This window comes from Bacillus altitudinis, from assembly GCF_001191605.1.
Classification (GTDB): domain Bacteria; phylum Bacillota; class Bacilli; order Bacillales; family Bacillaceae; genus Bacillus; species Bacillus altitudinis.
In genome coordinates this window covers 681,701-706,567 of sequence record NZ_CP009108.1, presented here as the reverse complement: position 1 = coordinate 706,567, position 24,867 = coordinate 681,701, and the positions used below count along the sequence as shown (strand labels likewise).

Here is a 24,867-nt window from a genome sequence, read left to right as displayed (position 1 = left end):
AAAAGGCACCCGAAAAGGGTGCTTTCTACCGATAATGCGCAAGAAATGTTTGTCTTGCTTTTTCATATGCTTCTGCATCAAAATGATCTCCGCATTTGTGAATACACCAGGGCTCCACTTGCCTTGCAATCCCAACCTCATATCCCTGCTGTGCAAACTCAAAAGACTGTGACACATCATAAAAATGAAAGCCGTCTAAAAGATCCTCACGCCATTTGATATCATATTGTGTTGCCATAAAAAGACCGTCAATAGCTGAAGCTTTGATATAACCTTGGGGCTCTGTCTGTGGATGGCCAGATTCAAACGTTAGCAGCTGATAGGTGTCGTGCCGATATTCAATGACTTTCCCTCTGCAATCATGGCTCTCCCACCAGATTCCATTGTCTGGCACACTTTCTGCACCTATTACCCCAAGCATGCCAAGTGACGGATTTTGCAAGAAAAGTGGGATCAGCTCGAGAAGCATATGCTGTTTGACGATGAGTGTATCTTGATGAAGATAAATTTTAAACTGTGCAGGATGAGTGAGAGCTTCATTGTATCCAGAGGCCATACTTGATGCATGTCTAATGGGCAAAACCTCTACATGATACCCGTGCGGAGCAGGAAGTGAAGCGAGCTGCCGGAAGCAAGCTTGAAACATCGACTCATCATTTACACATAAAACAAATAAGATGGTGGGGCTACTCATTGAGTTGAACCGCCTCAACCACGTATTGATAGGCTGTCGCTGCCTCGTTAAAATCAAAACGGATGCCATGTTTTACGAGTAATTCATGTAGATCATTCATGACGCCCGTATAGGAAGGGTGTTGTACACGAATGGTTTCAAGCTCACGAACATGAAACCCGGCTGACTGAAAGAGGGCATGAATTTCGTGAAGGGTAAAGAAGCGTAAATGTGTTTGATCCATTAATCCTGCATCTGTATAAGAAAATCTCCCAGCCAGTAATTCTAAAACCGTTGAAATATGACCAATATTCGGAATGGAAGACAAGATGACCCCTTCCTTTTTCAGAAAAGGTTTGACCTTTTTTAAAACGGCCCAAGGGTCCAATAAATGTTCAAGAACATCTCCGAAAATGATGCAGTCAAATTGTTCATGCTGATAAGGCAGCGCCATCTGTTCAATATTGCCGCATAAAACATGATCCAGCGCTTTCTCAGCCTGCTTTGCTGCATCTTCAAAAGATTCAATTCCATATATGGTACGGTCTTGTTGTTTTAAGACTTTTCCAAGCTGGCCTGTGCCGCATCCGATATCCAAGATAGACGTCCATTCCTTGCGAATACGATGGACAATCACAGGGTTCACACCGTGATAATATTGATCCTTCTTTTGATGATAATAAGATAGGGAATCTGAACTCACGCGCCACCCACCTTTCTTCTTTCTTGTGTCTTATGCTTAATATATGGGTGGGGAGCTTGGTTTTATAACGAAAATGGGCAATTTTCATGAATGACAGCTAAAAAGGGGTCATATAAAGAACAGGGAACGGACTGTCCTCCTAAAAATAGAAAGACAGAACCCCATTGAGTGGAAGGGATTGGTATGATGAGGTGTTCAATTATTGTAGCGTATCGTCATGAAAGGATGTTTAAAGGTCAATTGACAGGTTAGAACTTTAGCCAAAGCAATCTGAAAGACAAAGGATAACGGCGTTGATTACGGTTTGTTTATCATCTTCTGATCACCGTTGGATGTTAAAAAAGCTTGTATTTCCTCGATGCCTAGTCCAATTTTTTTCGCTTCTTGAATCAAATAAACCCACTCTTCGTCAACTCTTCTTTTCACTTGCGTATCCATAATATCCTCCAGTTCAATAAGACATATTCATCTGCAACCAATGACTTGAACAAACCGTCTAGTAACTGTACGTGTATGTGAATGGAGTACAAAAATAGATTTTTGTCGAAAAATGATGACATTTAACCTATTTTGTAAAATCTATCACCTACCACGTCCCTAAAAAAATGACTAAAAAACCCATAAATATTGAATTCTTACTTCTCATAATAAACAATTGTAAAGTCAGTTAAAAGATTATAAATTAAAATAATGATAAAGACCTAAATCATTTGACTCATATAAACCCATAAGGTTGACATATGCCATCAGCGAGAACAAATTTCATCTTTACAGGACGCACATATTGTTCGTTTGGGAAGTTCTTCTTAAGATGGTATTCTAAAAGAAACAGAATTCACCAAGAAGGAATGAAGAAAGACATGTATAGCCTTTTTCAAAAGTATCAAGAAGTTGTCATGTATCTGATCATGGGTGTGTGTACAACCATTGTCAACATAGTCAGCTTCTATTTATTCGTTGAGATGTTTTCTATGGATTACAAAACAGCAACGGTTGTTTCATGGGTATTTGCTGTGCTCTTTGCTTATATCACCAATAAGAAGTATGTCTTCAAGCAAAAGGCTCGTGACACAAAAAGCCTGATGCGTGAGCTTTCTTCATTTTTTAGTGTCCGTCTCATGTCTCTAGGTGTAGATCTGGGGCTGATGATTTTATTTGTGAGCCAAATGGCGCTCAACGAAACCGTCGCAAAAATTCTTGTTAACTTTGTGATTGTCGTGGTCAATTATGTCGCCAGTAAATGGTTCGTCTTCAAGAAAACAAAAGAAGATGCGATTTAACACATGAAAAAGATAGGTGATGTGAAATGAGCAGCAGGCCAGACGAATTATATGATGCCATATATCAACAAACAGAAAAGCAGCATGAACAAGTGTTGAGGCTAGTCAAAGAAATGACCGCACATCCAGAAGCATTTTCTGAACAAGAAAAGGAAAAGATCAACCGAATGGACATTGCGCTTCAAACAGCGACGGACATTTTAGAAAATTTAATGACCCCTGATACGCAAATGACCATTGTTTTAAGACAAGGGAGAATTCGTGTTGACCTGACGAAAGCGTAAAAGAAGCAGCCAATTGAAAAGCGGCTGCTTTTTATTATGCATCGCTTGTTTCCCGGAGTTGCTTTGGAGACATGCCGATTTTCTTTCGAAAGACTTTATTCAAGTAATTCGCGTTTCGGTAGCCGCACTGTATGGCGATTTCTTCAATCGAGTATTTCGTTGTTTTCAGTAACGTTTCCGCCTTTTCTAAACGAATATTGGTTAAATAATGAATCGGTGTGAAGCCAGTTGCCTTTTTGAATTCCCTCGTAAAATGACTTTTGGATAAACGTGCCGCAGCTGCCATATCGTCAGGCCCAATCTCCTCGTGAAAATGGTGGCTTGCAAATAAGGCCGCTTGGACGATGGGCTCAGGCCATTTCTCCATTTGTCCCTCAAGCTTTGGCAAATATGAATACAGTTCCATGACAAATTGATAAGCAAGGCTAGACCCCTCAAATGGATTGGTAATCCGTCTTTCACTGGCTTCATCATAAATCTTCTTTAGCAGGCGGATCGGTTTGGAATTCGGATGAAAACGCATGACCTGCTTTCCTTGATCGATAAATTGATCAAAGCAAAGGTCACAGGCTTCCCCATAAAGTGTTAAATAGAGAAATTCCCAATGTTCACTGTCTTCTGGAAAATAGTATTGATAAGCACTGGGGCTTTTCACCAGAAAGGCCTGTCCAGGCAATACTTTGAATCGTTTCTGTCCGATTTCAATCATGCCGTGTCCAGACAGTGTGAGCTGAAAGATGCACTTGCCCTGATCCTTCCGCTCTACGCCATTCCAGCTGTATAACGAGGATGATTGAACTTCCCAGCCAACAGACCAGATTTGGGCCGGCAATGTCACATCAGAATGGTGAAAACGAAATGCAAATGCTTCCTTCTTCAAATTGGAAACCCTCCTTCACAGCAAAAAACAACCTTTTTCTATTTTGAATCATGTTACACCTCATATCACATCGTACCATTCACAGCAAAAAAAGGGTATTTTTTAACGATTTTTTTACCATTGAACTTCAGCTGATGGGGCAACTAAAATAAGATTATCAGAAGAGAAAAGGGGAATGGATATGATCGACACATTACGAGCAGCATTTCACCAGCAATTTGGAGATCAGCAAGAACTCCGCTATTTTTTCGCCCCAGGCAGAGTCAATCTGATTGGTGAACACACAGATTATAATGGGGGCCATGTCTTTCCATGTGCACTCACTCTTGGTACATATGCTGCGGGAGCAAGACGATCAGATGGACGCGTCAGAATGTATTCCTTGAATTTTGAAGAAGAAGGTGTGAAAGAGTTCGACCTTTTTGAAATCGCTTTCTCAGAATCGGACGGCTGGGCGAATTATCCGAAGGGAGTATTCCAACAGTTTATCGAAGCAGGCATGGATGTGAAAGAAGGCTTTGATATTGTGTATGCTGGCAATATTCCAAATGGCGCAGGTCTGTCATCTTCTGCCTCTATTGAGCTCGTCACGGCTGTCTTGATCAATGAATGGTCGTCATTCGGCGTAACGCAAATCGACCTAGCCCTTCTTGCGCAGCGTGCTGAAAATGAGTTTATAGGCGTGAACTGCGGCATTATGGATCAATTTTCAATTAGTCTTGGAAAAGAAGGTCACGCTATTTTGCTCAATTGTGACACACTTTCCTTTGAATACAGCCCATTTCGGCAAGAGGGTCTGGCACTTGTCATTGCCAATACAAATAAAAAACGAACACTTGCAGATTCCAAATACAATGAACGCCGTTCAGAATGTCAATCGGCTTTAAACGATCTTAGAAAAGAACGAGATATTGCGCATTTATGTGAGCTCACGGTGGATGAATTCGCTACGCATGAACATTTGATACAAGATGAAACGTGTAGAAGACGTGCAAGACATGCCATCACGGAAAACGAGAGGACCATGAAAGCAGTAAATTTTCTGAAAGATGATAAAATGGAAGAACTAGGTGCACTCATGAAGGCATCTCACCTTTCTTTAAAGAATGATTATGAAGTCACTGGGCATGAGCTAGATGCACTGGCCGAAGCCGCATGGCAACATCCAGGGGCGATTGGTTCCCGTATGACAGGTGCTGGCTTTGGGGGCTGTACCGTCAGCATTGTGAAAGAAGAGCTACTGGACTCATTTATAGAAGAAACAGGTGCGATTTATCAAGAAAAAACAGGCATTCAAGCCTCTTTTTACACAGCTGGAATTGGAGGCGGCGCTAGAGAATTAACGAAGGAGGAATTTTGATGGCAATTTTAGTATGTGGGGGAGCAGGTTTTATTGGCAGTCATGCGGTAGCGGCTCTTTTGGCTAAAGGAGAACAAGTGGTGATTGTGGATAATTTGCAGACAGGTCATAAAGAGGCAGTCGTAAAGGGTGCCGTATTAGAAGAGGGGGATTTAAGGGATCACGCTTTTTTAAGACGTGTTTTTCAAACACATGACATTGAAGCAGTCATGCACTTTGCGGCAGATTCACTTGTTGGAGAAAGTGTAACAGACCCACTGAAGTACTATGACAACAATGTCGGAGGGGCAACGGCTTTACTTCAGGTGATGAATGAATTTGATGTGAAACGCATTGTATTCTCTTCAACTGCTGCGACATATGGTGAACCAAAGCGTGTACCGATCGTTGAAACGGATGAGACGAACCCAACGAATCCTTATGGGGAAACAAAGCTCGCGATTGAGAAAATGCTGAAGTGGTCTGAGCAGGCATATGGTATTGAATATGTTGTGCTTCGTTATTTTAATGTAGCCGGTGCTCATACAGAAGGGATTGTCGGTGAAGATCATCAGCCAGAAACGCATTTAATCCCGATTATTCTACAAGTGGCTTTAGGAAAGCGTGATCAAATCATGATTTACGGTGAGGATTATGAAACAGAGGATGGCACATGCATTAGAGACTACATTCATGTCATGGATTTAGTAGAGGCGCACATTCTAGCGGTTGAGCGTCTGCGTGAAGGAAAAGGAAGCGCGACGTACAACTTAGGGAACGGCACAGGCTTCTCTGTGAAGCAGGTCGTAGAAGCTGCAAGAGAAGTGACGGGGCATGCCATTCCAGCACAGGTGGCAGAAAGACGTGCGGGTGATCCAGCTAAGCTGATTGCTTCATCAGAAAAAGCGCTGAAAGAACTAGGATGGAAGCCGCAGTATGCAGATCTCCACACCATCATTCAAAGTGCATGGGATTGGTTTCAGAAACATCCAGATGGCTATCAAAGTGAGTAACGTGTAGCAGGCAGGGGAGGAGACAAAGGGAATGGCGATTGATATTTTTGAAAAGCTAGAACAGCTGATTCAATATGGGGTTAATAAAGAGCTGATATCACCACTAGATATGGATTATACAAGGAACCGGCTGCTAGAGGTGCTTGGTCTCGATGATGCTGAGGCAAGAACAGTCTCAGGAGACAACGACCTTGAAGACATCTTAATGCCGATGCTCGATTGGGCAGTTGAAACAGGTCTTATTCCTGACGGGACAGATACGTATCGTGATTTATTAGATGCCAAAATCATGGGCTGCTTGGTGGCGCCTCCGAGTGTCATCTATGCAAAGTTTGAAGAGAAACGCAAGCATTGCGGACCAAAGGCAGCGACAAGTTGGTTTTATGAAATGCAGCAGCATGCCCACTATATTCATACAGGCAGAATCGCCAAAAATGTGCAGTGGTTTACACCGACAGAAGATGGTGAGCTTGAGATCACGATTAATCTATCGAAACCGGAAAAGGACCCAAAAGCGATCGCTGAAGCCAAAAAGCTTAGTCAAAAGCAATATCCTCTTTGTCTCCTTTGTAAAGAAAACGTTGGGTTTGGGGGACGCATCAATCACCCAGCAAGACAGAATCACCGGATTATTCCGGTGACACTTACAAATGAGTCGTGGTTTATGCAATTCTCGCCGTATGTGTATTACAACGAACATTGTATTGTGTTCAAGGGCGAGCATGAACCAATGCAGATATCTAAAAAGACCTTCGAGCGTCTGCTTTCCTTCATATCTATATATCCGCACTATTTCATAGGATCAAATGCTGATCTTCCCATTGTTGGAGGGAGCATATTAAGTCATGACCACTTTCAAGGTGGTGCTCATGAATTTCCGATGGCGAAAGCAAAGATGGAAGAAGTGTTTTCTCTCGAAAAGTTTCCGAGGGTGAAGGCAGGCATTGTGAAATGGCCGATGTCAGTGATCAGGCTTCAAAGCAGCGACCAGCAGACGCTTGCGGAGGCAGCGGATTTTATATTACATGAGTGGAAAATGTATTCAGATCCAGAAGCGGGGCTGTTCTCACATACAGGAGAGACCCCGCACAATACCATTACACCGATCGCACGCCGCCATGGGGATGAGTACGAATTAGATCTCGTGCTACGAAATAACCGTACAGACAAGCAGCACCCAGGCGGAATCTTCCACCCGCACAAAGAAGTTCATCATATTAAAAAAGAGAATATCGGATTAATCGAAGTCATGGGTCTCGCCGTGCTTCCTGGAAGATTAGCAGAGGAATTAAGCCAGCTAAAAGCGGCGTTGCTATCCAAAAACCCTCTTGAAGAAATCAAAGCCTGCCCATCTATCATGAAGCACGAGTCATGGGCAGAGCGTCTGATCGAAGAGAATACCTTTACGAAGGACAACGTAGAAGCCATCATACAAAAAGAAATCGGCCTCATTTTTTCTCGTATACTCGCGCAGGCGGGTGTGTTTAAAAGAACAGAGCAAGGGAAAACAGCATTTAAACGTTTCATTCAAACACTCCATACAGGCAGGTGATGAGTTGATGATTGAACAGGTAAGAACTTTAATGGAAGAAAAACAACTCGACGGTGTTCTGATTCAAAAGCGTAATAACTTTTCTTGGCTTACAGGAGGAAGAAGAAACCACATTGTGTTAAACACGCCAGAGGGCGTTTGTCAGCTCCTTGTGTTGAAAGACGATATTGTCCTAGTTGTGAATCAAATGGAAGAAAAACGAATCATTGAAGAAGAAATGGCGTATTTTGACCATCCCTTTCAAGTCGTCACAATGGATTGGTTTGAGGATGAGACTTCTTACATTCAAACACTCATAAAAGACAAACGAATCGGTGCGGATATTCACATGGAAGGAGTGGAATGGATCGAACCCGATTTGTCTCGTGTTCGATCAATCCTTTCAGCACCACAGCTCAGCCAATACGAAACCCTTTGTCATGACACAGCTGTTATTGTAGAAAGTGTCTGTCAAGAAATCGTTCCAGGACAGACGGAGCATGAAATTGCTTCGCTTGTTGCTCAAAGAGCGATCGGGCAGGGGATGACGATAGAAGTGCTGCTTGTGGCGACAGATGACCGGATTCATCAATATCGCCACCCGATCCCAACAGAAAAAGCACTTCAAAAGCATGCACTGGTTGTCCTTTGTGCTGAACGGCATGGGCTTGTGGCAAATGTCACAAGATCCGTTTACTTTGGACAGCTACCAAAGGAGCTTGAAGAAAGCAAGGAAAGGCTTGCGCGAATTGACACGGTCATGAATGCGGCTACTCGTCCAGGGAACACCATTGGAGATGTATTGAAGGCCGGCATTGCTCAATATGAAAAAGAAGGATTTCCTGATAGCTGGAAAAAGCTTCACCAAGGTGGCAAGACTGGATTTGTGTCTAGAGAGATCATTGCAGTTCCTACATCGGTGGAAGAGATCCAGTTTCATCAAGTATTCACTTGGAATCCTTCCTTACCAGGATTGAAATCAGAAGATACGATGGTCGTTGAGAAAGAAGGAAATCGCTTTTTAACCTATACAGGCAAGTGGACGTATATAGACGTAGAACATGAAGGAAGCATCTATAGACGACCAGACATTTTGGTGAGAGACGAATAATGAGAAGCCGGCGATGAGCCGGTTTTTTGCTGGAAGTCTTTAGCGAGTTTCCACTCATTTATCACCATTACCAATCATTACAGCGCATAGGGGGAGGATCGATACTTTCTTTTCTTGTCGACTTGCGTTAAAATGAGTAAGGTTTTTGTTAAATATGGGGATACCTATTTCGGAATTGTTTACCTAGATAAAATTTCATAAAGTTAAATTGAAATTTGACCAAACTTTTTTATTGTGGTAAACCTAAATTTGACAAAGTTCTTGATTGTATGTCCTTTGCCTTCAACTCTCAACTTTTCAAAATCCTAGAAATTTATTGTGTGTGCAATAATATATATTTATGTCGAATTTATGACATTTTAATAGAAATCTGTTGAAAAATAAATGAACTTTTGAAAAAAGGGAAGCTAACTCCAACAGATTTTGATAGCATTACAAAGGGAAGAAAAGTTTTCGAAGGCAGATGGCTTTTCACAATTATTCAGCAATTTATACATTATTTAAGGAAGGATGGTGATCTTCTTGTTCAGAGCCATTAAACCTATGCTTTTATTAGCGATGCTCGTGAGTGTTTTTGTATTAGGAGGTTGCAGCAATATCGCTGTTTTAGATCCTAAAGGACCAGTCGCAGCACAACAAAAAGACTTAATCCTTTTATCTATTGGATTCATGCTCTTTATCGTTGGTGCGGTATTTGTACTGTTTACCATCATTTTGGTTAAATACCGTGAGCGTAAGGACGTTGGAAACGCCTCTTATAACCCAGAACTACACGGGAATACGCTTCTAGAAGTTGTCTGGACAGTGATCCCAATATTAATCGTTGCTGCCCTTTCAGTTCCAACTGTAAAAACAATTTACTCTTTGGAAGAGGCGCCTCAAGCAACAAGTCATAAAGATCCACTTGTCGTTTATGCTACAGCAGTTGATTGGAAATGGATCTTCAGTTATCCAGAGGAAAATATTGAAACAGTGAACTACTTAAACATTCCAAAAGATCAGCCGGTTTTATTCAAAATCACTTCCGCTGATACAATGGCATCACTATGGATTCCTCAGCTAGGCGGGGAGAAGTATGCGATGGCTGGAATGGAAATGGAACAATATCTTCAAGCTGATGAAGTAGGCACATATGAAGGAAGAAACGCCAACTTCACAGGCGAAGGCTTTGCTCAGCAAAAATTCAAAGTCAATGCGATGACGCAGTCTGACTATGATAAATGGGTAAATAAAACGAAAAAAGAAGCACCAAAGTTAACGAAGAAAACGTATGACTACTTGATGCTTCCTGATGCTGCAGATGTGCAGACATTCTCATCAACACATTTATCTTTTGCGAAGCACGGAGAGGATTCTGAATATGCACTCCAAGCACGCAAACGTTTAGGTTACCAATCAGTTTCTCCGCATTCCAAGACAGATCCTTTCGAGAATGTGAAGAACTATAAAAGAAAACTAGAAAACGAATAAACTGACTAAGGAAAGGAGGAGGCCGTTATGCATTTAAAATGGGATGAGTTTTTTGTAACTGGAGACCCATTAATTCTTGGTGCGCAAATTTCTATCGCTCTTACTTCCATTGCCATTGTGTTTGTTTTAACCTACTTCAAAAAGTGGAAATGGCTCTGGAAAGAATGGCTGACATCAGTTGATCATAAAAAGCTTGGAATCATGTATATCCTTGCTGCTGTGATTATGTTCTTCCGCGGTGGGGTAGACGGACTGATGATGCGCGCGCAGCTGGCGCTTCCTAATAATACGTTTTTAGATTCAAACCACTATAATGAAATTTTCACAACGCATGGTACGATCATGATTTTATTCATGGCGATGCCATTCTTAATTGGTTTAATCAACGTCGTGGTTCCTCTTCAAATTGGTGCACGTGACGTTGCATTCCCGTATTTGAACAACTTGAGCTTCTGGACATTTATGGTCGGAGCAATGCTGTTCAACATTTCCTTCGTTATTGGAGGATCACCAAGTGCAGGCTGGACGAGTTACATGCCGCTCGCCGGAAATGATTTCTCACCAGGACCTGGACAGAACTACTACTTGCTCGGGCTCCAAATTGCAGGTATTGGTACACTAATGACAGGTATTAACTTCATGGTGACCATCTTAAAAATGCGTACAAAAGGTATGACGCTTATGCGTATGCCGATGTTTACATGGACAACATTGATCACGTCTGTCATTATCGTTTTCGCATTCCCTGTTTTAACAGTTGCTTTAGCACTTATGACATTCGATCGTTTATTCGGTTCAGCATTCTTTACACTCGAAGCGGGCGGTATGCCAATGCTTTGGGCGAACCTTTTCTGGATTTGGGGACATCCTGAGGTATATATCGTTATCCTGCCGGCTTTCGGTATTTTCTCAGAAATCTTTGCGACGTTCTCAAGAAAGCAGTTGTTTGGTTACAAAGCGATGGTTGTATCGATTGTGGCAATCTCTGTTCTTAGTTTCCTTGTGTGGGTTCACCACTTCTTTACAATGGGGAACAGTGCAGCGGTTAACTCATTCTTCTCGATTACAACAATGGCGATTTCTGTACCAACAGGTGTGAAAATCTTTAACTGGCTCTTTACAATGTATCGAGGCCGTATCAGTTTTACATCCCCAATGCTTTGGGCACTTGGTTTCATCCCGAACTTCGTAATCGGTGGTGTGACTGGGGTTATGCTTGCGATGGCAGCTGCGGATTACCAGTACCATAACACGTACTTCTTAGTATCCCACTTCCACTATGTATTAATCGCAGGTACTGTATTTGCTTGTTTTGCAGGTCTTGTTTTCTGGTATCCGAAAATGTTTGGTTACAAGTTAAACGAACGAATCGGCAAATGGTTCTTCTGGGTATTCATGATCGGATTTAACATCTGTTTCTTCCCGCAGTACTTCTTAGGACTGCAAGGAATGCCAAGACGTATTTATACGTATGGACCAGAAGATGGCTGGACTGCACTAAACTTTATTTCAACAATTGGTGCATTCATGATGGGTATCGGATTCATCATCCTTTGCTATAACATTTACTACAGCTGGAGACACGCGAAACGTGAAGTGTCTGGAGACAGCTGGGGAGAAGGACGTACGCTTGACTGGGCGACATCTTCTGCAATTCCGCCGCATTATAACTTTGCAGCACTTCCAGAAGTGACGTCACCAGATGCATTCCATCATTGGAAGCAAAACAATGTAGACGTTCATCCTGAAAAAGAATTCAAGAAAATTCACATGCCGCACAATTCAGGCAGACCGCTGATCATGTCTGCATTCTTCGGACTTGGTGCATTCGGTCTTGTATTTGAATGGTACTGGATTGGCGTTATCGGCTTAATCGGTGTATTCGCAACAATGATTTTACGTTCATTTGAATATGACGATGGCTACTATATTCCTGTTGAAGAAGTGATTGAAACAGAGAAAAAGAATAAGGAGGCGCAGAAGTAATGGGACATAATGATAGCAGCTATGCAAATGCACCGCTTGAATATCAGTCTGAAACAGGACGTTTAAACATCCTTGGTTTCTGGATATTCCTTGGCGCGGAAATCGTGTTATTCTCAACACTTTTTGCGACCTACTTTGTTCTTCATGGCAGAACAGCTGGCGGCGTTTTGCCAGCTGAGCTATTTGATATGAAGCTTGTATTGATCATGACATTCCTGCTATTGGTGAGTTCATTTACATGCGGGATTGCCGTTCATGAAATGCGCCGTGGAAGTACAAAAGGGGTTGTCATTTGGACGATTCTGACACTGCTTCTAGGTGCAGGCTTCGTTGGTTTTGAGATTTTCGAATTCTTCCATTATGTACATGAGGGTGCGAGCATCCATACAAGTGCATACTGGTCTGCATTCTTTGTTCTTTTAGGAACTCACGGATTACACGTATCCATCGGTATCTTCTGGATTACAGGTGTCTTGTTCCAAATTAAAAAACGTGGATTAACACCACAAACAGCAGCGAAGATCTTTATCTCAAGTCTATACTGGCATTTCCTTGATGTTGTATGGATTTTCATCTTCACAGCTGTGTACTTGATCGGATTAGGGGGGCTTTTGTGATATGGCTGGAAAAACACATTCCTCAGCAGAGCACGAACACTTCCCTTGGAAACACGTAGTCGGCTTCATTCTCTCCATTGTGCTAACCATCTTAGCATTCTGGATTGCCATCGGAGCTGAAATTGGCAGTTCTGCGAAACTATGGATTATCTTTGGTTTTGCCTTCATTCAAGCATTCTTGCAGCTGTTCATGTTCATGCACATGACAGAGAGTGAGAACGGAACTGTTCAAGTCGGAAATACTTTGTTTGGTCTGTTCTGTGCGATCATTTTCGTCATCGGGTCTGTTTGGATCTTTGCGGCTCACTACAGCCACGGAGAGAACAGCAAAGACGGTTATTCACCATCTGCGCCAAAGCAGTCTGAGCATTCAGAGAAATAATAAAAAACCACTCATCTTTCATAGGTGAGTGGTTTTTATGCTGATTGTGATAACGCTTCCAATTGATGATGCGATATCTATCTGCTGCTGAATCTTTTGCGAATGAATGGAAGTCCATAGATGAGGAAAGCTGCAATGTGAGCCAGAATCACGTTAATGGCAAAGAATGCGATCATGAAGGTATGTCCTGCTGGAGATAAACTGCTTGTCATGTAAAGACCGAAGAAAATCCACATAATCATGATGGGTGGAATAGATGCTAATGCAATCTTTCTGTTTTCCAACCATAAAAACAGGGGTGTAGCTGTTGCAATACATAGGTACGCAAAGAACATATCCATCGTATCCAACTCCTTTGTAAGTTGATGTTCAATTCAAATGAGAGGTCAGGATGCAATTGTGTCTGTTTTTAGGAGATATTGTGAACATTTTGTTACAAATATTATACCACAATTGACTTTGAAGTAAACTCAATAATTGGAAAATGGGCCTTATTCCGCAGAAATTGTTTTTTTCTTATACCTCAGTTAAGCTTATGCTGGCAAGATGTGCACCTTTCATATCGCCACATAAGTCATTGAATTTTCCCCTTAAAATCTGTAAAATAATCTTTTTAAAGGACTTATGATCGGTTGTCATGATAGAGTGGAAAGGAATTTTTTCCTATTGTTAGGATGAAAAGTATTTCATTTTTTGAAATTAGAATGGAACCTTTCAGGTGTCACTTCCGTCATATTTAAGGTGAGTTGCTTTTGTGAAAATTTCAATCTAATATAAATAAGGGCTTTTATGTTTTGTAATAAGGGTGGTTAGTTCATGAACAAGCAGAATACATCTCCTTACTATCAAGGAGATTTGATTTTTATATTTTTAGCCTTCTTTGCCATCAGTGTCATCGCTATTTATGCTGCGGGACAGTTTGGGCAATATGGATCTAATGCATGGACCAGACAGATCATTTACTACATGGTCGGGGTCATCTGTATTGTGGCTATTAATTACTTCGATCTGGAACAATTAGAAAAGTTAAGCCTATATATTTTTATAGGCGGCATTATGCTCTTAATTCTTTTAAAAATTGCTCCTGCACAAATTGCAGGTCATGATTTTGCTCCAATTAAAAATGGTGCAAAAAGTTGGTTTGTGTTACCGGGAATTGGAACATTTCAGCCTTCAGAGTTCATGAAAATTGGTTTGATTATGATGCTCGCCTCTGTCATTGGGAAGGCAACCCCAAGAGGAAAACGAACATTAGAAGATGATATTTTCCTACTATTAAAAATTGCCGGCGTGGCTGCTGTACCAGTCGGACTCATCTTTTTGCAAGATGCAGGTACGGCTGCGGTATGTATGTTTATTGTCGTTGTCATGGTCTTTTTATCAGGGGTCAACTGGAAATTGATCTCTCTCATCGGTTCAGTGGTTGTGCTCTTAGTTGCCGCTGTGTTAGCCGTGATTATTCTATTCCCTGATTTCGCACAAAAGATCGGAATTCAGCAGTATCAGATCAACCGGATTACCGCTTGGCTGCCTGATAGTTCTTCGACAGCCAACCAAGCCCAGACACAGGATGCATCGGGATCGGATAAATATCAAGTCGAGCAAGCCATTATGGCAATTGGGGCAGGACAAATTTTTGGGAACGGTGTTAAGAACTTAAAAGTATATGTTCCAGAAGCACAGACAGATATGATTTTCTCTATCATAGGGGAAGCCTTTGGTTTTGTCGGCTGCGCATTTGTGGTGATCATGTTCTTCTTCCTGATTTACAGGCTTGTTGTGCTGATTGACCGTATCCATCCTTATAGCCGGTTTGCGTCATTTTTCTGTGTAGGATATACAGCATTGATTGTCATCCATACATTCCAGAACATTGGCATGAACATAGGCGTCATGCCTGTAACGGGGATACCACTCTTATTCATCAGCTTCGGGGGAAGCTCTGTTTTATCTGTTCTGATTGGATTTGGTATCGCCTATAATGCAAGTGTTCAGTTAACGAAATATCAAAGTTATTTATTTAAATAAAACGGGTAAAGGGCAGTCTAAGCGTAGGCTGCCTTTTTGGCGTGAGTTCTAACTTTTGAAAAGCGATGTTCATTTGACTTATGATAGTAGGAGTGAAGGAGGTCTTCGAATTGAATAAAACGATAGAAACCATCTTAAATCATCGGTCCATCCGTTCGTTTACAGATGAGCGTCTGACAGACGAAGAAGTGCTGACACTTATCAAAAGTGCACAGGCTGCTTCGACATCAAGCTATGTACAGGCGTATAGTATCATTGGTGTAACAGATCAGGAGAAGAAGGCGAAGCTTGCGGAACTGGCTGGAAATCAGCCATACGTTGAGAAGAATGGGCATTTCTTTGTTTTCTGTGCGGACTTGAAACGTCACGACTATATTGCAAAAAAAGCAGGAAAAAACCATCAAGAAGCGCTTGAGAATACTGAAGCCTTTCTGATCAGTGTGATTGATGCGGCGCTCGCAGCGCAAAATGTCAGTGTCGCAGCAGAATCTATGGGACTTGGCATCTGCTATATCGGCGGACTGCGTAATCAGCTGAAGGAAGTATCAGAATTACTTGAAACGCCTTCCTATGTGCTGCCGCTATTCGGCTTGGCCATAGGACATCCTGCCAATCCATCATCTCAAAAGGAACGGCTGCCCGTTGAGCTGATCTACCATGAAAACACATATCAGCAAGACGAAGCTCATGTGGATCGTTATTTAAAAGAATACGATGATCGTATTTCATCATATTATGAAGAACGAACAAACGGTGAGAGAAAAGATACATGGTCTGAGCAAATGCTTCGAGGCTTTAGCCAGCCAAAACGTGCTTTCCTCGGAGATTTTGTGAAAGAGAAGGGCTTTAATCGAAAATAAATTAGGAAATCCCCCTTTCGAGTGAGAGAGGGGGATTTGTGTAGGAGGTGCGACATCATGAAATTAAGTATACTGGATCAATCTCCTTTGATTGGAGATGCGACGCCTGCTGAGGCACTGAAGCAAACCGTCGAGCTGGCGAAGCAGGCAGAGAAATGGGGCTATCATCGTTTTTGGGTATCAGAGCACCACTTTTCAAACCGGCTCGCAGGATCGAGTCCAGAGGTGCTTCTCGGTCATTTATCTGCTGTGACGTCACATATCCATATTGGTTCAGGCGGCGTCATGCTGCCCCACTACAGTGCCTATAAAGTAGCAGAGAACTTCAGAGTGCTCGAAGCCCTGGCTCCGGGCAGAATCGATCTTGGCATTGGACGTGCTCCTGGAGGTATGCCGATCTCCTCCATTGCCCTTCATCATGGAGAACGGAAGCGCCTTGGTGATCAATACCCTGAGCAGGTAGAAGAATTGAAGGTGTATTTACATGATTTAGCCGATGAATTTTATCCGCTGCCTCACCTGACCGCTTCTCCGAAAGTAGAAACTGCCCCAGAGGTATGGATGTTAGGTTCTTCTGGAGGAAGTGCACGGCTTGCCGCAAAAGCAGGTGCAGGCTATACGTTTGCTCTTTTCATTAATGGAGAAGGCGGAGAAGACTCTGTGTCACAGTATATCAGCCGATTTGAACCTTCGGAATTTGGTGATGAGCCGCGTGTCAGTCTTGCGGTCTTCGTTTTATGTGCAGAAACAGAGGAACAGGCAGAAAAATTGGCTGTTAGCTTAGATTTATCATTATTAGCTAACGAACAAGGACAGAACCTTGGCGGCTTTCCTTCATTTGAACAGGCAAAGGCCTATTCCTACAGTCCATATGAACAAAAACGAGTAGCAGCCAATCGACAGAGAATGGTTGTTGGTACGCCATCCTCTGTGAAGCAGCAGCTGACAGCACTCTCAAAGGCGTATCGTACAGATGAAGTGATCGCTGTGACCATCACACACCACATGCAAGACCGTCTCACATCGTATCGTTTATTAAAAGAAGCTTTTGATGCATAACGTATGTAACTTTACCGACCGCGCAGCCAATAAAAGGGATAGAGGAGCATCATGGTGAGAATAAAGGCAGCTGTCACCGCCAAGCTAAGCGGATAAATGCAGGTGGTATAGACAGTCAGTTCACATGCTTGATGAAAAGGACGAGGCTGTTTTGCATGTAAAAAGGTAAAAAAATAAACCAAGGTGATCGTGAGAAAAAAAGCCGTCATAAAAGAAACGATCCATAGCAATATCAACATGAATTTCTCTTTCCTCCATACATGATAGAAAAGCCTTGTTGAGCTGATGGGCTCATACAAGGCTTTTTATGTGATTCTTATTTATTCAGGATAAATATCGAATGGTTCTTTCGTTTGAACCGTATCTGATTTGCCTTTCAGGCTTGCATACGCAAGCATTGTATACTCACCTGCTTCTAACTTCTGTCCTTTATTGATCGTGCCATTCCATTTCACACGATGCTCTCCTTTATCAACATGTTGATAAACTCCTGCTTCACCTAAATACTCTCCATCTGTCGAGTAGACGAGGAATGCAAGATTTTCAGCACCGCCTGGGAGATAGCTGCTAATGACATAGCTTCCAGCACGGTTATCCGGCTCTACGGAAACCGAAGTGACGCGCGGGTAATCAGGCTCTTTTACAATCAATAAAGTAGGGATTTCAGTGACCTTTCTGCCATTTTCGCGAATGGTGATACTGCCTTGGTACGTTCCTTTTTTCGTTTTTCCATAATTCACTTGTACTGCGGAAGTAAAGGACCCTGTGGAATTCCCTTTTACTGTGATTTTTTTCGTGCCGTTTGTGCTAATGCCGTTGCCATCGAACTTGTAATCAATGGTATAGGTTTTCGGTGCTTTTGACAGGTTTTCTACCTTGAACTTCTTCGTTTTGATTTGAACGCCCTTTTCTTTTAAGAAAGTGCCGTACGAATAGCTTGCATCAGACACAATAGAAGACGCTTGAAGTGATTCGATGATTCGAACGCTGCCTGTGCCCTGCGTATTGTGAGGGAACTGGCTGCCATTTGGGTCATACAATGTTTCTGCTGTATTCATCATCAGCGCTTTAATTTGCTCTGTAGAATACGATGGTTTTGCTTGTTTAATAATCGCTGCTACTCCGGCTACATGAGGAGATGCCATGCTTGTTCCTTGCTTCGATCCATAGCCGTATGGCTGAGAAGGATCGTGTGTCGGAATGGTGCTGACAATACTCACGCCAGGTGCTGAAAGATCTGGTTTGATCATCCACGTATCGACAACAGGTCCGCGAGATGAGAAGTCAGCGACTTGTTCACTTAACTCTTTCACAAATTGAATCGAGAAAGTTGTTGTATTGTTACCAGCCTCAATGGCTTTAACAAGTGCTGTTCCTTCCGCTTTTGACAGCTTAATCGTCGGAAGTGCTAGACCTGGTACATCCACAGGGATTTCTCCATCGGTATTGTTGTACATGACAACGCCGATCGCACCAGCAGCTTTCGCATTGTCCACTTTATCAACAAAGGCAATGGCTCCACGTTCAATCACTGCCACCTTTCCTTTGACATCGATGTTTTCAAAATCTTTTTCGTCACCGATGCCTGCTTGGACGAGTGTGACTTGTTTTTGGTCAAGTGCTTTTAAATCATTTTCTTGATAGTAGCCCATCACTTTTGCTGTTGAATAGTTCGGGAATTTCACGTTGTATAAACTGTACGGAAGCTGAGTGGCTCCGACAGAAATAGCATCTCTTGATGTCCCAGGAGATCCAACGGTCCAGCTGTTTGGCCCACTGTTTCCGTTTGATGTCACAGCAACAACCCCTTCAGACATGGCCCAATCCAGTGCGATGCTTGTTGCATAATCAGGGTTATTCACACTGTTCCCAAGAGAAAGGTTCATGACATCGGCTCCGTCAGTGACAGCCCGGTCGATGCCTGCAAGGACATTTTCAGTTGTTCCTGATCCGCCTGGTCCAAGGACACGGTAGGCGAGAAGGGTAGCGTCTTTAGCGACACCTTTAATTTGTCCATTTGCCGCAATTGTTCCTGCGACGTGTGTACCATGATCTGTCGATTCGCCTCTAGGATCTCCTTTTGGTGTTTCTTGTGGAGAATAGTCATTATCAACAAAGTCATAGCCTTTGTATAATCCGAAGTTTCCTTTTAAATCAGGGTGGGTATAGTCTACTCCAGTATCAATGACAGCGACTTTTACCCCTTTTCCAGAGTAGCCGGCATCCCATGCTTTTGGGGCACCGATAAATGGAGCACTTTTATCCATGAGTGGAGAGACATCCTCATTAGGAAGCTGGACGCTTTTCTTTTTCACTTCATCTGTTTGATATGTAACATCCGGATAAACGGCTTTTACTCCGTCAACTGCGAGCAGTTTCGGGATTTCGTTTGCAGGAAGTTTCATAGAGAAACCAGAGAAGACTTTTTCATATTCTTGACGAACACTCGCTTTATCTAACTTTTTGAGTGCTGCATTCTTTACTTTCGTTCGAGATTTTTTGAGGGAGGCTTTTGTTTGTGCTTCGCCTTCTTGCTTGGCTTCAACTAAGGATTTTTCCTTTAATTCAACAATGACAGTGGTGTGTTTTCTAGACTTAACATTGATTTCGCCGAAGATTTCTGCTTTTTCCAGTTCCACCTGTTTGTTCGATGGAGCGGCAGCAGCCTGACCTGAAAAGAATGTGGATAAGGTAAAAATAGTGGAGAACAATAGAACAGAAGAACGAGAGATTACTTTTTTCAATTAATTTTCCCCTTTCTAGCTGTGTATTTAGGGAGATAGCCTTTCTTTTTGTGGATAAATAGGAAAGATTCACTGCCCGTTATTAAGTATTCCATACGATGAAACCAATTCCTTTACTAAAATGGTCTTATTTTACATAGTCACAAAGAACTATTTTGTTTATAAAGTCACACTTATGCACAATAATCTGTTGATAACTCGATTATTCAGATATATATATGGAAAATAAAAAAATCTCATACACAAAATCTAGTAAGAGGGTGTTGATATGTGGATAAACCCTGTTGATAAGATGTGCTTATCTTTGGGATAGTGTGTGTATAAAATTTTCATAGAAACATTGTGGAACATGCTCATCTTCTGCACTTTTCAACAAAACTTCTGAAAACTAGTTCGTTTTTTCACCCAGATTGTGACAAACCTCTCTTTTTTCTCGGGATATGATAGGAACAGTTAATTTGCTAGAACTGCTAGATTCTAAGGAAAGCGGAGGGATGTTCAGTGAAGAAATGGAAGAACTGGTTGAGTGTATGGTTTGGTTTTGTGATGAATGTGCTTGTGAATCCTGGTGAGCTGCTGAAGAAGCAAGGGGTGAAAGTGGCAGCAGTGGATGGAGGATTCTTTCTTGCGGTGAATGAGAGAAAGCTAGAGAAACTGGCAGATGAAAAGAAGAAGAAGCGCAGGACAGAAAAGCCGTTTCAAGAAAGTCTGATGATGCTTTATGAAAAGACAACGAGAGAGGCGCGTGCCGGTCCGTTCTTATCTTTACAGAAAAGTTGAAACAGGGTAAAATCCCACATAAGACACGTTATCTGTGGGAGAGGATGCCCCTTGAAGATATATAAAATATTGAATAACAATGCAGTGGTTGTAAAGGAGGATGATCAGGAGAAAATTGTGATGGGGCCCGGAATTGCTTTTCAGAAGGGGAAAAATGACGTCGTTCCCGTTCAAAAAATAGAGAAGATTTTTGTTGTGCGTGAAGAAAATGAGAAGTTTAAACAAATTCTTGCGACATTGCCAGAAGCGCATATTGAGGTGGCAGAGCATATTATTAGTTATGCAGAGGGTGAACTCATGATGCCGCTCAGTGATCATATCCACATTTCACTGACAGATCATTTATCCTTTGCCATTGAACGCGTTCAAAAAGGCATTGTCTTATATAATAAATTGCTTGGTGAGATCAAAGTCTTATATAAGCAGGAATATGATATTGGAAAGTATGCCATTCGTTATGTAAAGGAGCGGCTTGGGGTTGACCTGCCGGACGATGAGGCAGGGTATGTGGCACTTCATATTCATACGGCCAAAATGAATACGGAGTCCATGAAGAAGACGGTCAAATACACAACGATGATCAAAGAAATGATCGAGCATGTCGAAAGCGTTTTTGAGCGCTCGATTGATGAGGATAGTATTTCATATCAGCGGCTTGTGACACATTTGAGGTATGCATTAGGCAGGTTGGAATCGAATGAAGCATTTCAAATCATGGACGATGACATGCTGACTTTTATCCAAACAAAGTATGATTCGGCTTACCGGTGTGCACTTGGACTGGCTGATTTGCTGAAAAAAGAATATGGACTTCATCTCCCTAAATCGGAGATCGGCTACATCACGCTGCATGTCCAGCGTCTGCAGGATGCCGAATTGGTGTAAAGGTTGTGCCTGTCCGCAGGCTTTTTTTTATGCACACTACTTTAATTAGTGTATATGGGTCATTTGATTCGAAAAAATAGGTTGACGCAGGTCACGCTCTTATAATATGATGAAAGCGTAATCAAAAACCAATATCGTGGGATTGTGACTGTCAGGCAGGCAAGACCTAAAATTTGCGTAACGAGGGGACGTGTATGTCCTTTCATCGTTGGTGAATTTTAGGTCTTTTTTGTTTTAAAAAAAGGGGGAGACAACATGGATTATCAAAAAACAGCCAAAGAATTAACAACATTATTAGGCGGCAAAGAAAATGTCATTAGCGCAACACATTGTGCCACACGACTCCGATTGGTGATGAAAGATGAGGCGTTGATTGACAAAGATGCCATTGAAGAACTTGAGGGTGTGAAGGGTGCCTTCTCAAGCTCGGGTCAATTCCAGATCATATTTGGAACAGGTTCTGTCAACAAAGTATATGAGCCTTTTGCTCGTGAGACGGGTCTTGAGGCAGACGACGAGAATCAAAAACCAGCCAGCCATGATGAAGCCGTGAAGCAAAAAATGAATCCACTTGCACGTTTTGCCAAGACGCTATCGAATATTTTTGTACCAATCATTCCGGCGATTGTAGCAAGCGGTTTATTAATGGGCCTATTAGGTATGATGAAAGCCTTCAAATGGACTGATCCAAGCTCTGCCATCTTCCAAATGCTAGATATGTTCTCAAGTGCTGCCTTTATCATTTTACCGATTTTAATTGGGGTTAGTGCAGCCAAAGAGTTTGGTGGAAATCCATATTTAGGAGCTGTCATTGGGGGCATTATGATTCACCCGAGCTTGCTGAATCCATGGGGACTGACAGACGCAAAACCAGAATATATGCATCTATTCAACTTTGATATTGCTCTTCTTGGTTACCAAGGAACGGTCATTCCCGTGTTATTAACTGTGTATATCATGTGCGTGATTGAAAAGAATTTAAGAAAAGTTGTGCCGAACAGTATTGATTTACTTGTGACGCCGTTTGTGACGGTGATTGTGACTGGATTTGTGACGTTTATTGCTGTAGGACCGCTAGGGAGAATGCTTGGAACAGGGATCTCGAATGCACTCACTTATGTTTATGACCATGCAGGATTCTTAGCTGGACTGATTTTCGGAGGCGCTTATTCTTTAATTGTACTGACAGGTGTTCATCATAGCTTCCATGCGATTGAGGCAGGACTTCTGAATGATATTGGACGGAATTATTTGCTGCCGATCTGGGCCATGTCCAACGTCGCTCAAGGCGGAGCTGGGCTAGCGGTCTTTTTCTTAGCAAAGCGTGCAAAAACAAAAGAAATTGCATTACCAGCAGCATTTTCTGCTTTCTTAGGTATTACTGAGCCGGTCATATTCGGTGTGAATCTTCGTTATCGTAAGCCATTTATTGCTGCAATGATCGGAGGTGCATTAGGCGGGGCGTTTGTCGTCTTCACGAAGGTAGCCGCCAACGCTTATGGTTTAACAGGGATTCCGATGATTGCCATTGCAGCTCCATTCGGTTTACAAAATGTGGTAAATTATGTTATTGGTATGTTAATAGCTGTTGCTGTTTCATTTATTCTTACCATCATCTTTAAAGTCAAAGAAGTCGAAAAATAATCAAGGAGTGGTCACAGTGATGACAACAATGGACGCAGCACTTCGTCAAAAGGTAACAGATCGTATTCGAAACTATGAGCATTTGGTGAAAAAAGATGTGTACCGTCAGAACTTCCATTTAATGCCGCCAGTCGGTCTTTTAAATGACCCGAATGGATTGATTCAGTGGAAGGGAGTCTACCATGTGTTTTATCAATGGCAGCCATTTAAAACAGGACATGGGGCAAAATTCTGGGGTCACTACACATCAACCGATCTAGTGAATTGGCAGCATGAAGAGGCTGCCCTCACCCCAAGTGATTGGTTTGATCAAAATGGCTGTTATTCTGGCAGTGCAGTCATTGACGATGGTCGTATGTATGTGATGTATACCGGAAATGTCCGTGACGAGCAAGGGAATCGTGAGACATATCAATGTTTAGCTGTGTCAGAGGATGGGGTTCATTTTGAGAAAAAAGGTGTCGTGGCGACTTTGCCAGCGGGATTCACTGCACATTTTCGTGACCCGAAGGTGTGGAAGCGGAATGGAAAGTGGTACATGGTCCTTGGAGCACAAAGTGAAGATCTCAAAGGACATCTTGTCTTATTCACATCTGATACATTAGACAATTGGACGTTTCAAGACATTATTGCAGGCAGTGGAAAGAATGGTTTAGATCATTTCGGATACATGTGGGAATGTCCAGATCTGTTTGAATTAGACGGTCAGGATGTATTGATCGTGTCACCACAGGGGCTGAAGCCTGATGGATTCAAATACAACAATACACATCAATCTGGTTATTTTGTTGGTACATTGGATGATCGTACCTACCAATATACGCATGGAGCGTTTGATGAGCTGGATCGTGGCTTTGACTTTTATGCACAGCAGACTTTCCAAGATGAATCGGGCAGACGCATTTTAATGGGATGGATGGGTGTACCAGATCAAGGGGAAGAGCATCATCCAACCATCTCTTATCAATGGATACATTGCTTGACGATTCCGAGAGAGCTCCGTTTAGATGATGAAGGACGTCTTATTCAACAGCCGGTAAGTGAACTTCGATCTATGCGGACAAATGAGCAGGAGCATGTTTTTCACGTTAAACGATCTGTTCACTCCATTCCTGTTGAAGATTTGACGAGCGCAGAGGTATTCATTGATCAAATTGAAACACAAAAAGGATTTGAATGCTGTATCCGTGCTGCTGCTCGTATCATTTATGATAAAGATGAAGGCAAACTAACGTTAGAGCGAGATCGATTTGAAGATCGAACAAAGGAAGTTCGTGAAGTAGAAATTGAGGAATTACAGGATTTGCATATCTTTATTGATGCATCATCGATTGAGATTTTTGTCAACGGAGGCCGGGAAGTATTTACTGCACGTTACTTTCCTTCCCCGGGAAATAAATCAATCTCCATCAGTGGTAGAAATGAAACGAAGCTTAAATTGAAGACGTGGCATTTGCAAAAAGAAGCAGATCATTGATCTGCTTTTTCTAGTGAGATCAGCCTGTATCTTAAAGCCTATATCATGTATATACAAGGTTGGCCTGAAGCGGTTTGATGACGTTTTACATATATGATAACAGGTTCAATTATGGTATCAT

The 24,867-nt window shown here is 42.2% G+C and carries 24 protein-coding genes; 17 read left to right on the top strand and 7 right to left on the bottom strand.

Annotation, left to right across the window (positions count from 1 at the left end; genetic code table 11):
* Positions 1–25: 25 nt before the first annotated feature.
* From ID12_RS03575 to ID12_RS03565, 3 genes are all read right to left on the bottom strand, one after another.
* Entirely contained in the window at positions 26–694 is a 669-nt protein-coding gene (locus ID12_RS03575) for a glycosyltransferase family protein (RefSeq protein WP_035389886.1), read from the bottom strand.
* A complete protein-coding gene (locus ID12_RS03570) occupies positions 687–1,376 on the bottom strand; it encodes a class I SAM-dependent methyltransferase (RefSeq protein WP_017368290.1) in 690 nt (229 codons plus the stop codon). The genes ID12_RS03575 and ID12_RS03570 overlap by 8 nt, the downstream gene beginning before the upstream one ends.
* A gap of 297 nt (positions 1,377–1,673) precedes the next feature.
* Positions 1,674–1,814 carry an anti-repressor SinI family protein gene (locus ID12_RS03565; protein WP_008345506.1) on the bottom strand — a complete coding sequence of 47 codons (141 nt, stop codon included), beginning with the start codon at positions 1,812–1,814 and terminating at the stop codon, positions 1,674–1,676.
* A 458-nt stretch (positions 1,815–2,272) separates the two neighbouring features.
* Here ID12_RS03565 and ID12_RS03560 point away from each other — a divergent pair, with 458 nt between their 5' ends.
* Together ID12_RS03560 and ID12_RS03555 are read left to right on the top strand one after the other, a co-directional pair.
* Positions 2,273–2,656, top strand: coding sequence for a GtrA family protein (locus ID12_RS03560; RefSeq protein ID WP_024719496.1), 384 nt, complete (start codon positions 2,273–2,275; stop codon positions 2,654–2,656).
* 26 nt (positions 2,657–2,682) lie between these two features.
* Positions 2,683–2,940, top strand: coding sequence for a hypothetical protein (locus tag ID12_RS03555; protein ID WP_008345502.1), 258 nt, complete (start codon positions 2,683–2,685; stop codon positions 2,938–2,940).
* A gap of 34 nt (positions 2,941–2,974) precedes the next feature.
* On the opposite strand, the gene ID12_RS03550 is transcribed toward ID12_RS03555, so the two are convergent.
* Complete coding sequence (locus ID12_RS03550; RefSeq protein WP_007497828.1) at positions 2,975–3,820, bottom strand: AraC family transcriptional regulator; 846 nt, start codon at positions 3,818–3,820, stop codon at positions 2,975–2,977.
* 181 nt (positions 3,821–4,001) lie between these two features.
* Between ID12_RS03550 and ID12_RS03545 the strand changes: the two genes are divergently transcribed.
* From ID12_RS03545 to qoxD, 8 genes are all read left to right on the top strand, one after another.
* A complete protein-coding gene (locus tag ID12_RS03545) occupies positions 4,002–5,180 on the top strand; it encodes a galactokinase (protein WP_050827648.1) in 1,179 nt (392 codons plus the stop codon).
* Positions 5,180–6,172: a UDP-glucose 4-epimerase GalE gene (galE, locus tag ID12_RS03540; RefSeq protein WP_017368288.1), complete on the top strand. Its 993-nt coding sequence runs from the start codon at positions 5,180–5,182 to the stop codon at positions 6,170–6,172. The genes ID12_RS03545 and galE overlap by 1 nt, the downstream gene beginning before the upstream one ends.
* 31 nt (positions 6,173–6,203) lie before the next feature.
* Entirely contained in the window at positions 6,204–7,724 is a 1,521-nt protein-coding gene (galT, locus tag ID12_RS03535) for a UDP-glucose--hexose-1-phosphate uridylyltransferase (protein WP_050826730.1), read from the top strand.
* A gap of 7 nt (positions 7,725–7,731) precedes the next feature.
* Positions 7,732–8,814 (top strand): M24 family metallopeptidase, encoded by a 1,083-nt coding sequence (locus ID12_RS03530; protein WP_050826729.1) that lies wholly within the window; start codon positions 7,732–7,734, stop codon positions 8,812–8,814.
* A gap of 513 nt (positions 8,815–9,327) precedes the next feature.
* Positions 9,328–10,284 carry a cytochrome aa3 quinol oxidase subunit II gene (gene qoxA, locus ID12_RS03525; RefSeq protein ID WP_089374137.1) on the top strand — a complete coding sequence of 319 codons (957 nt, stop codon included), beginning with the start codon at positions 9,328–9,330 and terminating at the stop codon, positions 10,282–10,284.
* A gap of 27 nt (positions 10,285–10,311) precedes the next feature.
* Positions 10,312–12,270, top strand: coding sequence for a cytochrome aa3 quinol oxidase subunit I (qoxB, locus tag ID12_RS03520; protein WP_008345496.1), 1,959 nt, complete (start codon positions 10,312–10,314; stop codon positions 12,268–12,270).
* Positions 12,270–12,887, top strand: coding sequence for a cytochrome aa3 quinol oxidase subunit III (gene qoxC, locus ID12_RS03515; protein WP_007497820.1), 618 nt, complete (start codon positions 12,270–12,272; stop codon positions 12,885–12,887). Before qoxB ends, qoxC begins: the two co-directional genes overlap by 1 nt.
* Position 12,888: 1 nt before the next feature.
* Positions 12,889–13,269, top strand: a complete 381-nt coding sequence (gene qoxD / locus ID12_RS03510; RefSeq protein WP_007497818.1) for a cytochrome aa3 quinol oxidase subunit IV — start codon at positions 12,889–12,891, stop codon at positions 13,267–13,269.
* A 77-nt stretch (positions 13,270–13,346) separates the two neighbouring features.
* On the opposite strand, the gene ID12_RS03505 is transcribed toward qoxD, so the two are convergent.
* Positions 13,347–13,610 carry a spore morphogenesis/germination protein YwcE gene (locus tag ID12_RS03505; protein ID WP_008345491.1) on the bottom strand — a complete coding sequence of 88 codons (264 nt, stop codon included), beginning with the start codon at positions 13,608–13,610 and terminating at the stop codon, positions 13,347–13,349.
* Between the two features lie 475 nt (positions 13,611–14,085).
* Between ID12_RS03505 and ID12_RS03500 the strand changes: the two genes are divergently transcribed.
* The 3 genes from ID12_RS03500 (at position 14,086) to ID12_RS03490 (ending at position 17,216) form a co-directional block, all read left to right on the top strand.
* Positions 14,086–15,297 (top strand): FtsW/RodA/SpoVE family cell cycle protein, encoded by a 1,212-nt coding sequence (locus tag ID12_RS03500; protein ID WP_008345489.1) that lies wholly within the window; start codon positions 14,086–14,088, stop codon positions 15,295–15,297.
* A gap of 110 nt (positions 15,298–15,407) precedes the next feature.
* Complete coding sequence (gene nfsA / locus ID12_RS03495; RefSeq protein ID WP_008345486.1) at positions 15,408–16,157, top strand: oxygen-insensitive NADPH nitroreductase; 750 nt, start codon at positions 15,408–15,410, stop codon at positions 16,155–16,157.
* Positions 16,158–16,211: 54 nt separating this feature from the next.
* On the top strand, positions 16,212–17,216 hold the full coding sequence (locus tag ID12_RS03490; RefSeq protein ID WP_050827645.1) for an LLM class flavin-dependent oxidoreductase: 1,005 nt from the start codon (positions 16,212–16,214) through the stop codon (positions 17,214–17,216).
* An 11-nt stretch (positions 17,217–17,227) separates the two neighbouring features.
* On the opposite strand, the gene ID12_RS03485 is transcribed toward ID12_RS03490, so the two are convergent.
* A complete protein-coding gene (locus ID12_RS03485; protein WP_050826728.1) occupies positions 17,228–17,455 on the bottom strand; it encodes a hypothetical protein in 228 nt (75 codons plus the stop codon).
* A gap of 81 nt (positions 17,456–17,536) precedes the next feature.
* Positions 17,537–19,960: a S8 family peptidase gene (locus ID12_RS03480; RefSeq protein WP_050826727.1), complete on the bottom strand. Its 2,424-nt coding sequence runs from the start codon at positions 19,958–19,960 to the stop codon at positions 17,537–17,539.
* 501 nt (positions 19,961–20,461) lie between these two features.
* Between ID12_RS03480 and ID12_RS03475 the strand changes: the two genes are divergently transcribed.
* The 4 genes from ID12_RS03475 (at position 20,462) to ID12_RS03460 (ending at position 24,746) form a co-directional block, all read left to right on the top strand.
* The gene (locus ID12_RS03475; RefSeq protein ID WP_024719488.1) at positions 20,462–20,740 is read left to right on the top strand and encodes a hypothetical protein; all 279 of its coding nucleotides are present in this window, start codon (positions 20,462–20,464) and stop codon (positions 20,738–20,740) included.
* A 51-nt stretch (positions 20,741–20,791) separates the two neighbouring features.
* Complete coding sequence (locus ID12_RS03470) at positions 20,792–21,625, top strand: PRD domain-containing protein (protein WP_050826726.1); 834 nt, start codon at positions 20,792–20,794, stop codon at positions 21,623–21,625.
* A gap of 255 nt (positions 21,626–21,880) precedes the next feature.
* Positions 21,881–23,269 carry a sucrose-specific PTS transporter subunit IIBC gene (locus ID12_RS03465; protein WP_050826725.1) on the top strand — a complete coding sequence of 463 codons (1,389 nt, stop codon included), beginning with the start codon at positions 21,881–21,883 and terminating at the stop codon, positions 23,267–23,269.
* A 19-nt stretch (positions 23,270–23,288) separates the two neighbouring features.
* Positions 23,289–24,746: a sucrose-6-phosphate hydrolase gene (locus tag ID12_RS03460; protein ID WP_050826724.1), complete on the top strand. Its 1,458-nt coding sequence runs from the start codon at positions 23,289–23,291 to the stop codon at positions 24,744–24,746.
* The last annotated feature ends 121 nt before the right edge of the window (positions 24,747–24,867 follow it).

Excerpts from the sequence above, each read along its gene's own strand:
- qoxB (WP_008345496.1), top strand. The coding sequence starts at position 10,312 with ATGCATTTAAAATGGGATGAGTTTTTTGTAACTGGAGACCCATTAATT.
- ID12_RS03545 (WP_050827648.1), top strand. The coding sequence starts at position 4,002 with ATGATCGACACATTACGAGCAGCATTTCACCAGCAATTTGGAGATCAG.
- ID12_RS03565 (WP_008345506.1), bottom strand. The coding sequence starts at position 1,814 with ATGGATACGCAAGTGAAAAGAAGAGTTGACGAAGAGTGGGTTTATTTG.
- ID12_RS03465 (WP_050826725.1), top strand. The coding sequence starts at position 21,881 with ATGGATTATCAAAAAACAGCCAAAGAATTAACAACATTATTAGGCGGC.
- ID12_RS03530 (WP_050826729.1), top strand. The coding sequence starts at position 7,732 with ATGATTGAACAGGTAAGAACTTTAATGGAAGAAAAACAACTCGACGGT.
- qoxD (WP_007497818.1), top strand. The coding sequence starts at position 12,889 with ATGGCTGGAAAAACACATTCCTCAGCAGAGCACGAACACTTCCCTTGG.
- qoxC (WP_007497820.1), top strand. The coding sequence starts at position 12,270 with ATGGGACATAATGATAGCAGCTATGCAAATGCACCGCTTGAATATCAG.
- galT (WP_050826730.1), top strand. The coding sequence starts at position 6,204 with ATGGCGATTGATATTTTTGAAAAGCTAGAACAGCTGATTCAATATGGG.
- ID12_RS03555 (WP_008345502.1), top strand. The coding sequence starts at position 2,683 with ATGAGCAGCAGGCCAGACGAATTATATGATGCCATATATCAACAAACA.
- ID12_RS03505 (WP_008345491.1), bottom strand. The coding sequence starts at position 13,610 with ATGGATATGTTCTTTGCGTACCTATGTATTGCAACAGCTACACCCCTG.
- ID12_RS03460 (WP_050826724.1), top strand. The coding sequence starts at position 23,289 with ATGACAACAATGGACGCAGCACTTCGTCAAAAGGTAACAGATCGTATT.
- ID12_RS03560 (WP_024719496.1), top strand. The coding sequence starts at position 2,273 with ATGTATCTGATCATGGGTGTGTGTACAACCATTGTCAACATAGTCAGC.
- galE (WP_017368288.1), top strand. The coding sequence starts at position 5,180 with ATGGCAATTTTAGTATGTGGGGGAGCAGGTTTTATTGGCAGTCATGCG.
- ID12_RS03485 (WP_050826728.1), bottom strand. The coding sequence starts at position 17,455 with ATGTTGATATTGCTATGGATCGTTTCTTTTATGACGGCTTTTTTTCTC.
- ID12_RS03500 (WP_008345489.1), top strand. The coding sequence starts at position 14,086 with ATGAACAAGCAGAATACATCTCCTTACTATCAAGGAGATTTGATTTTT.
- ID12_RS03575 (WP_035389886.1), bottom strand. The coding sequence starts at position 694 with ATGAGTAGCCCCACCATCTTATTTGTTTTATGTGTAAATGATGAGTCG.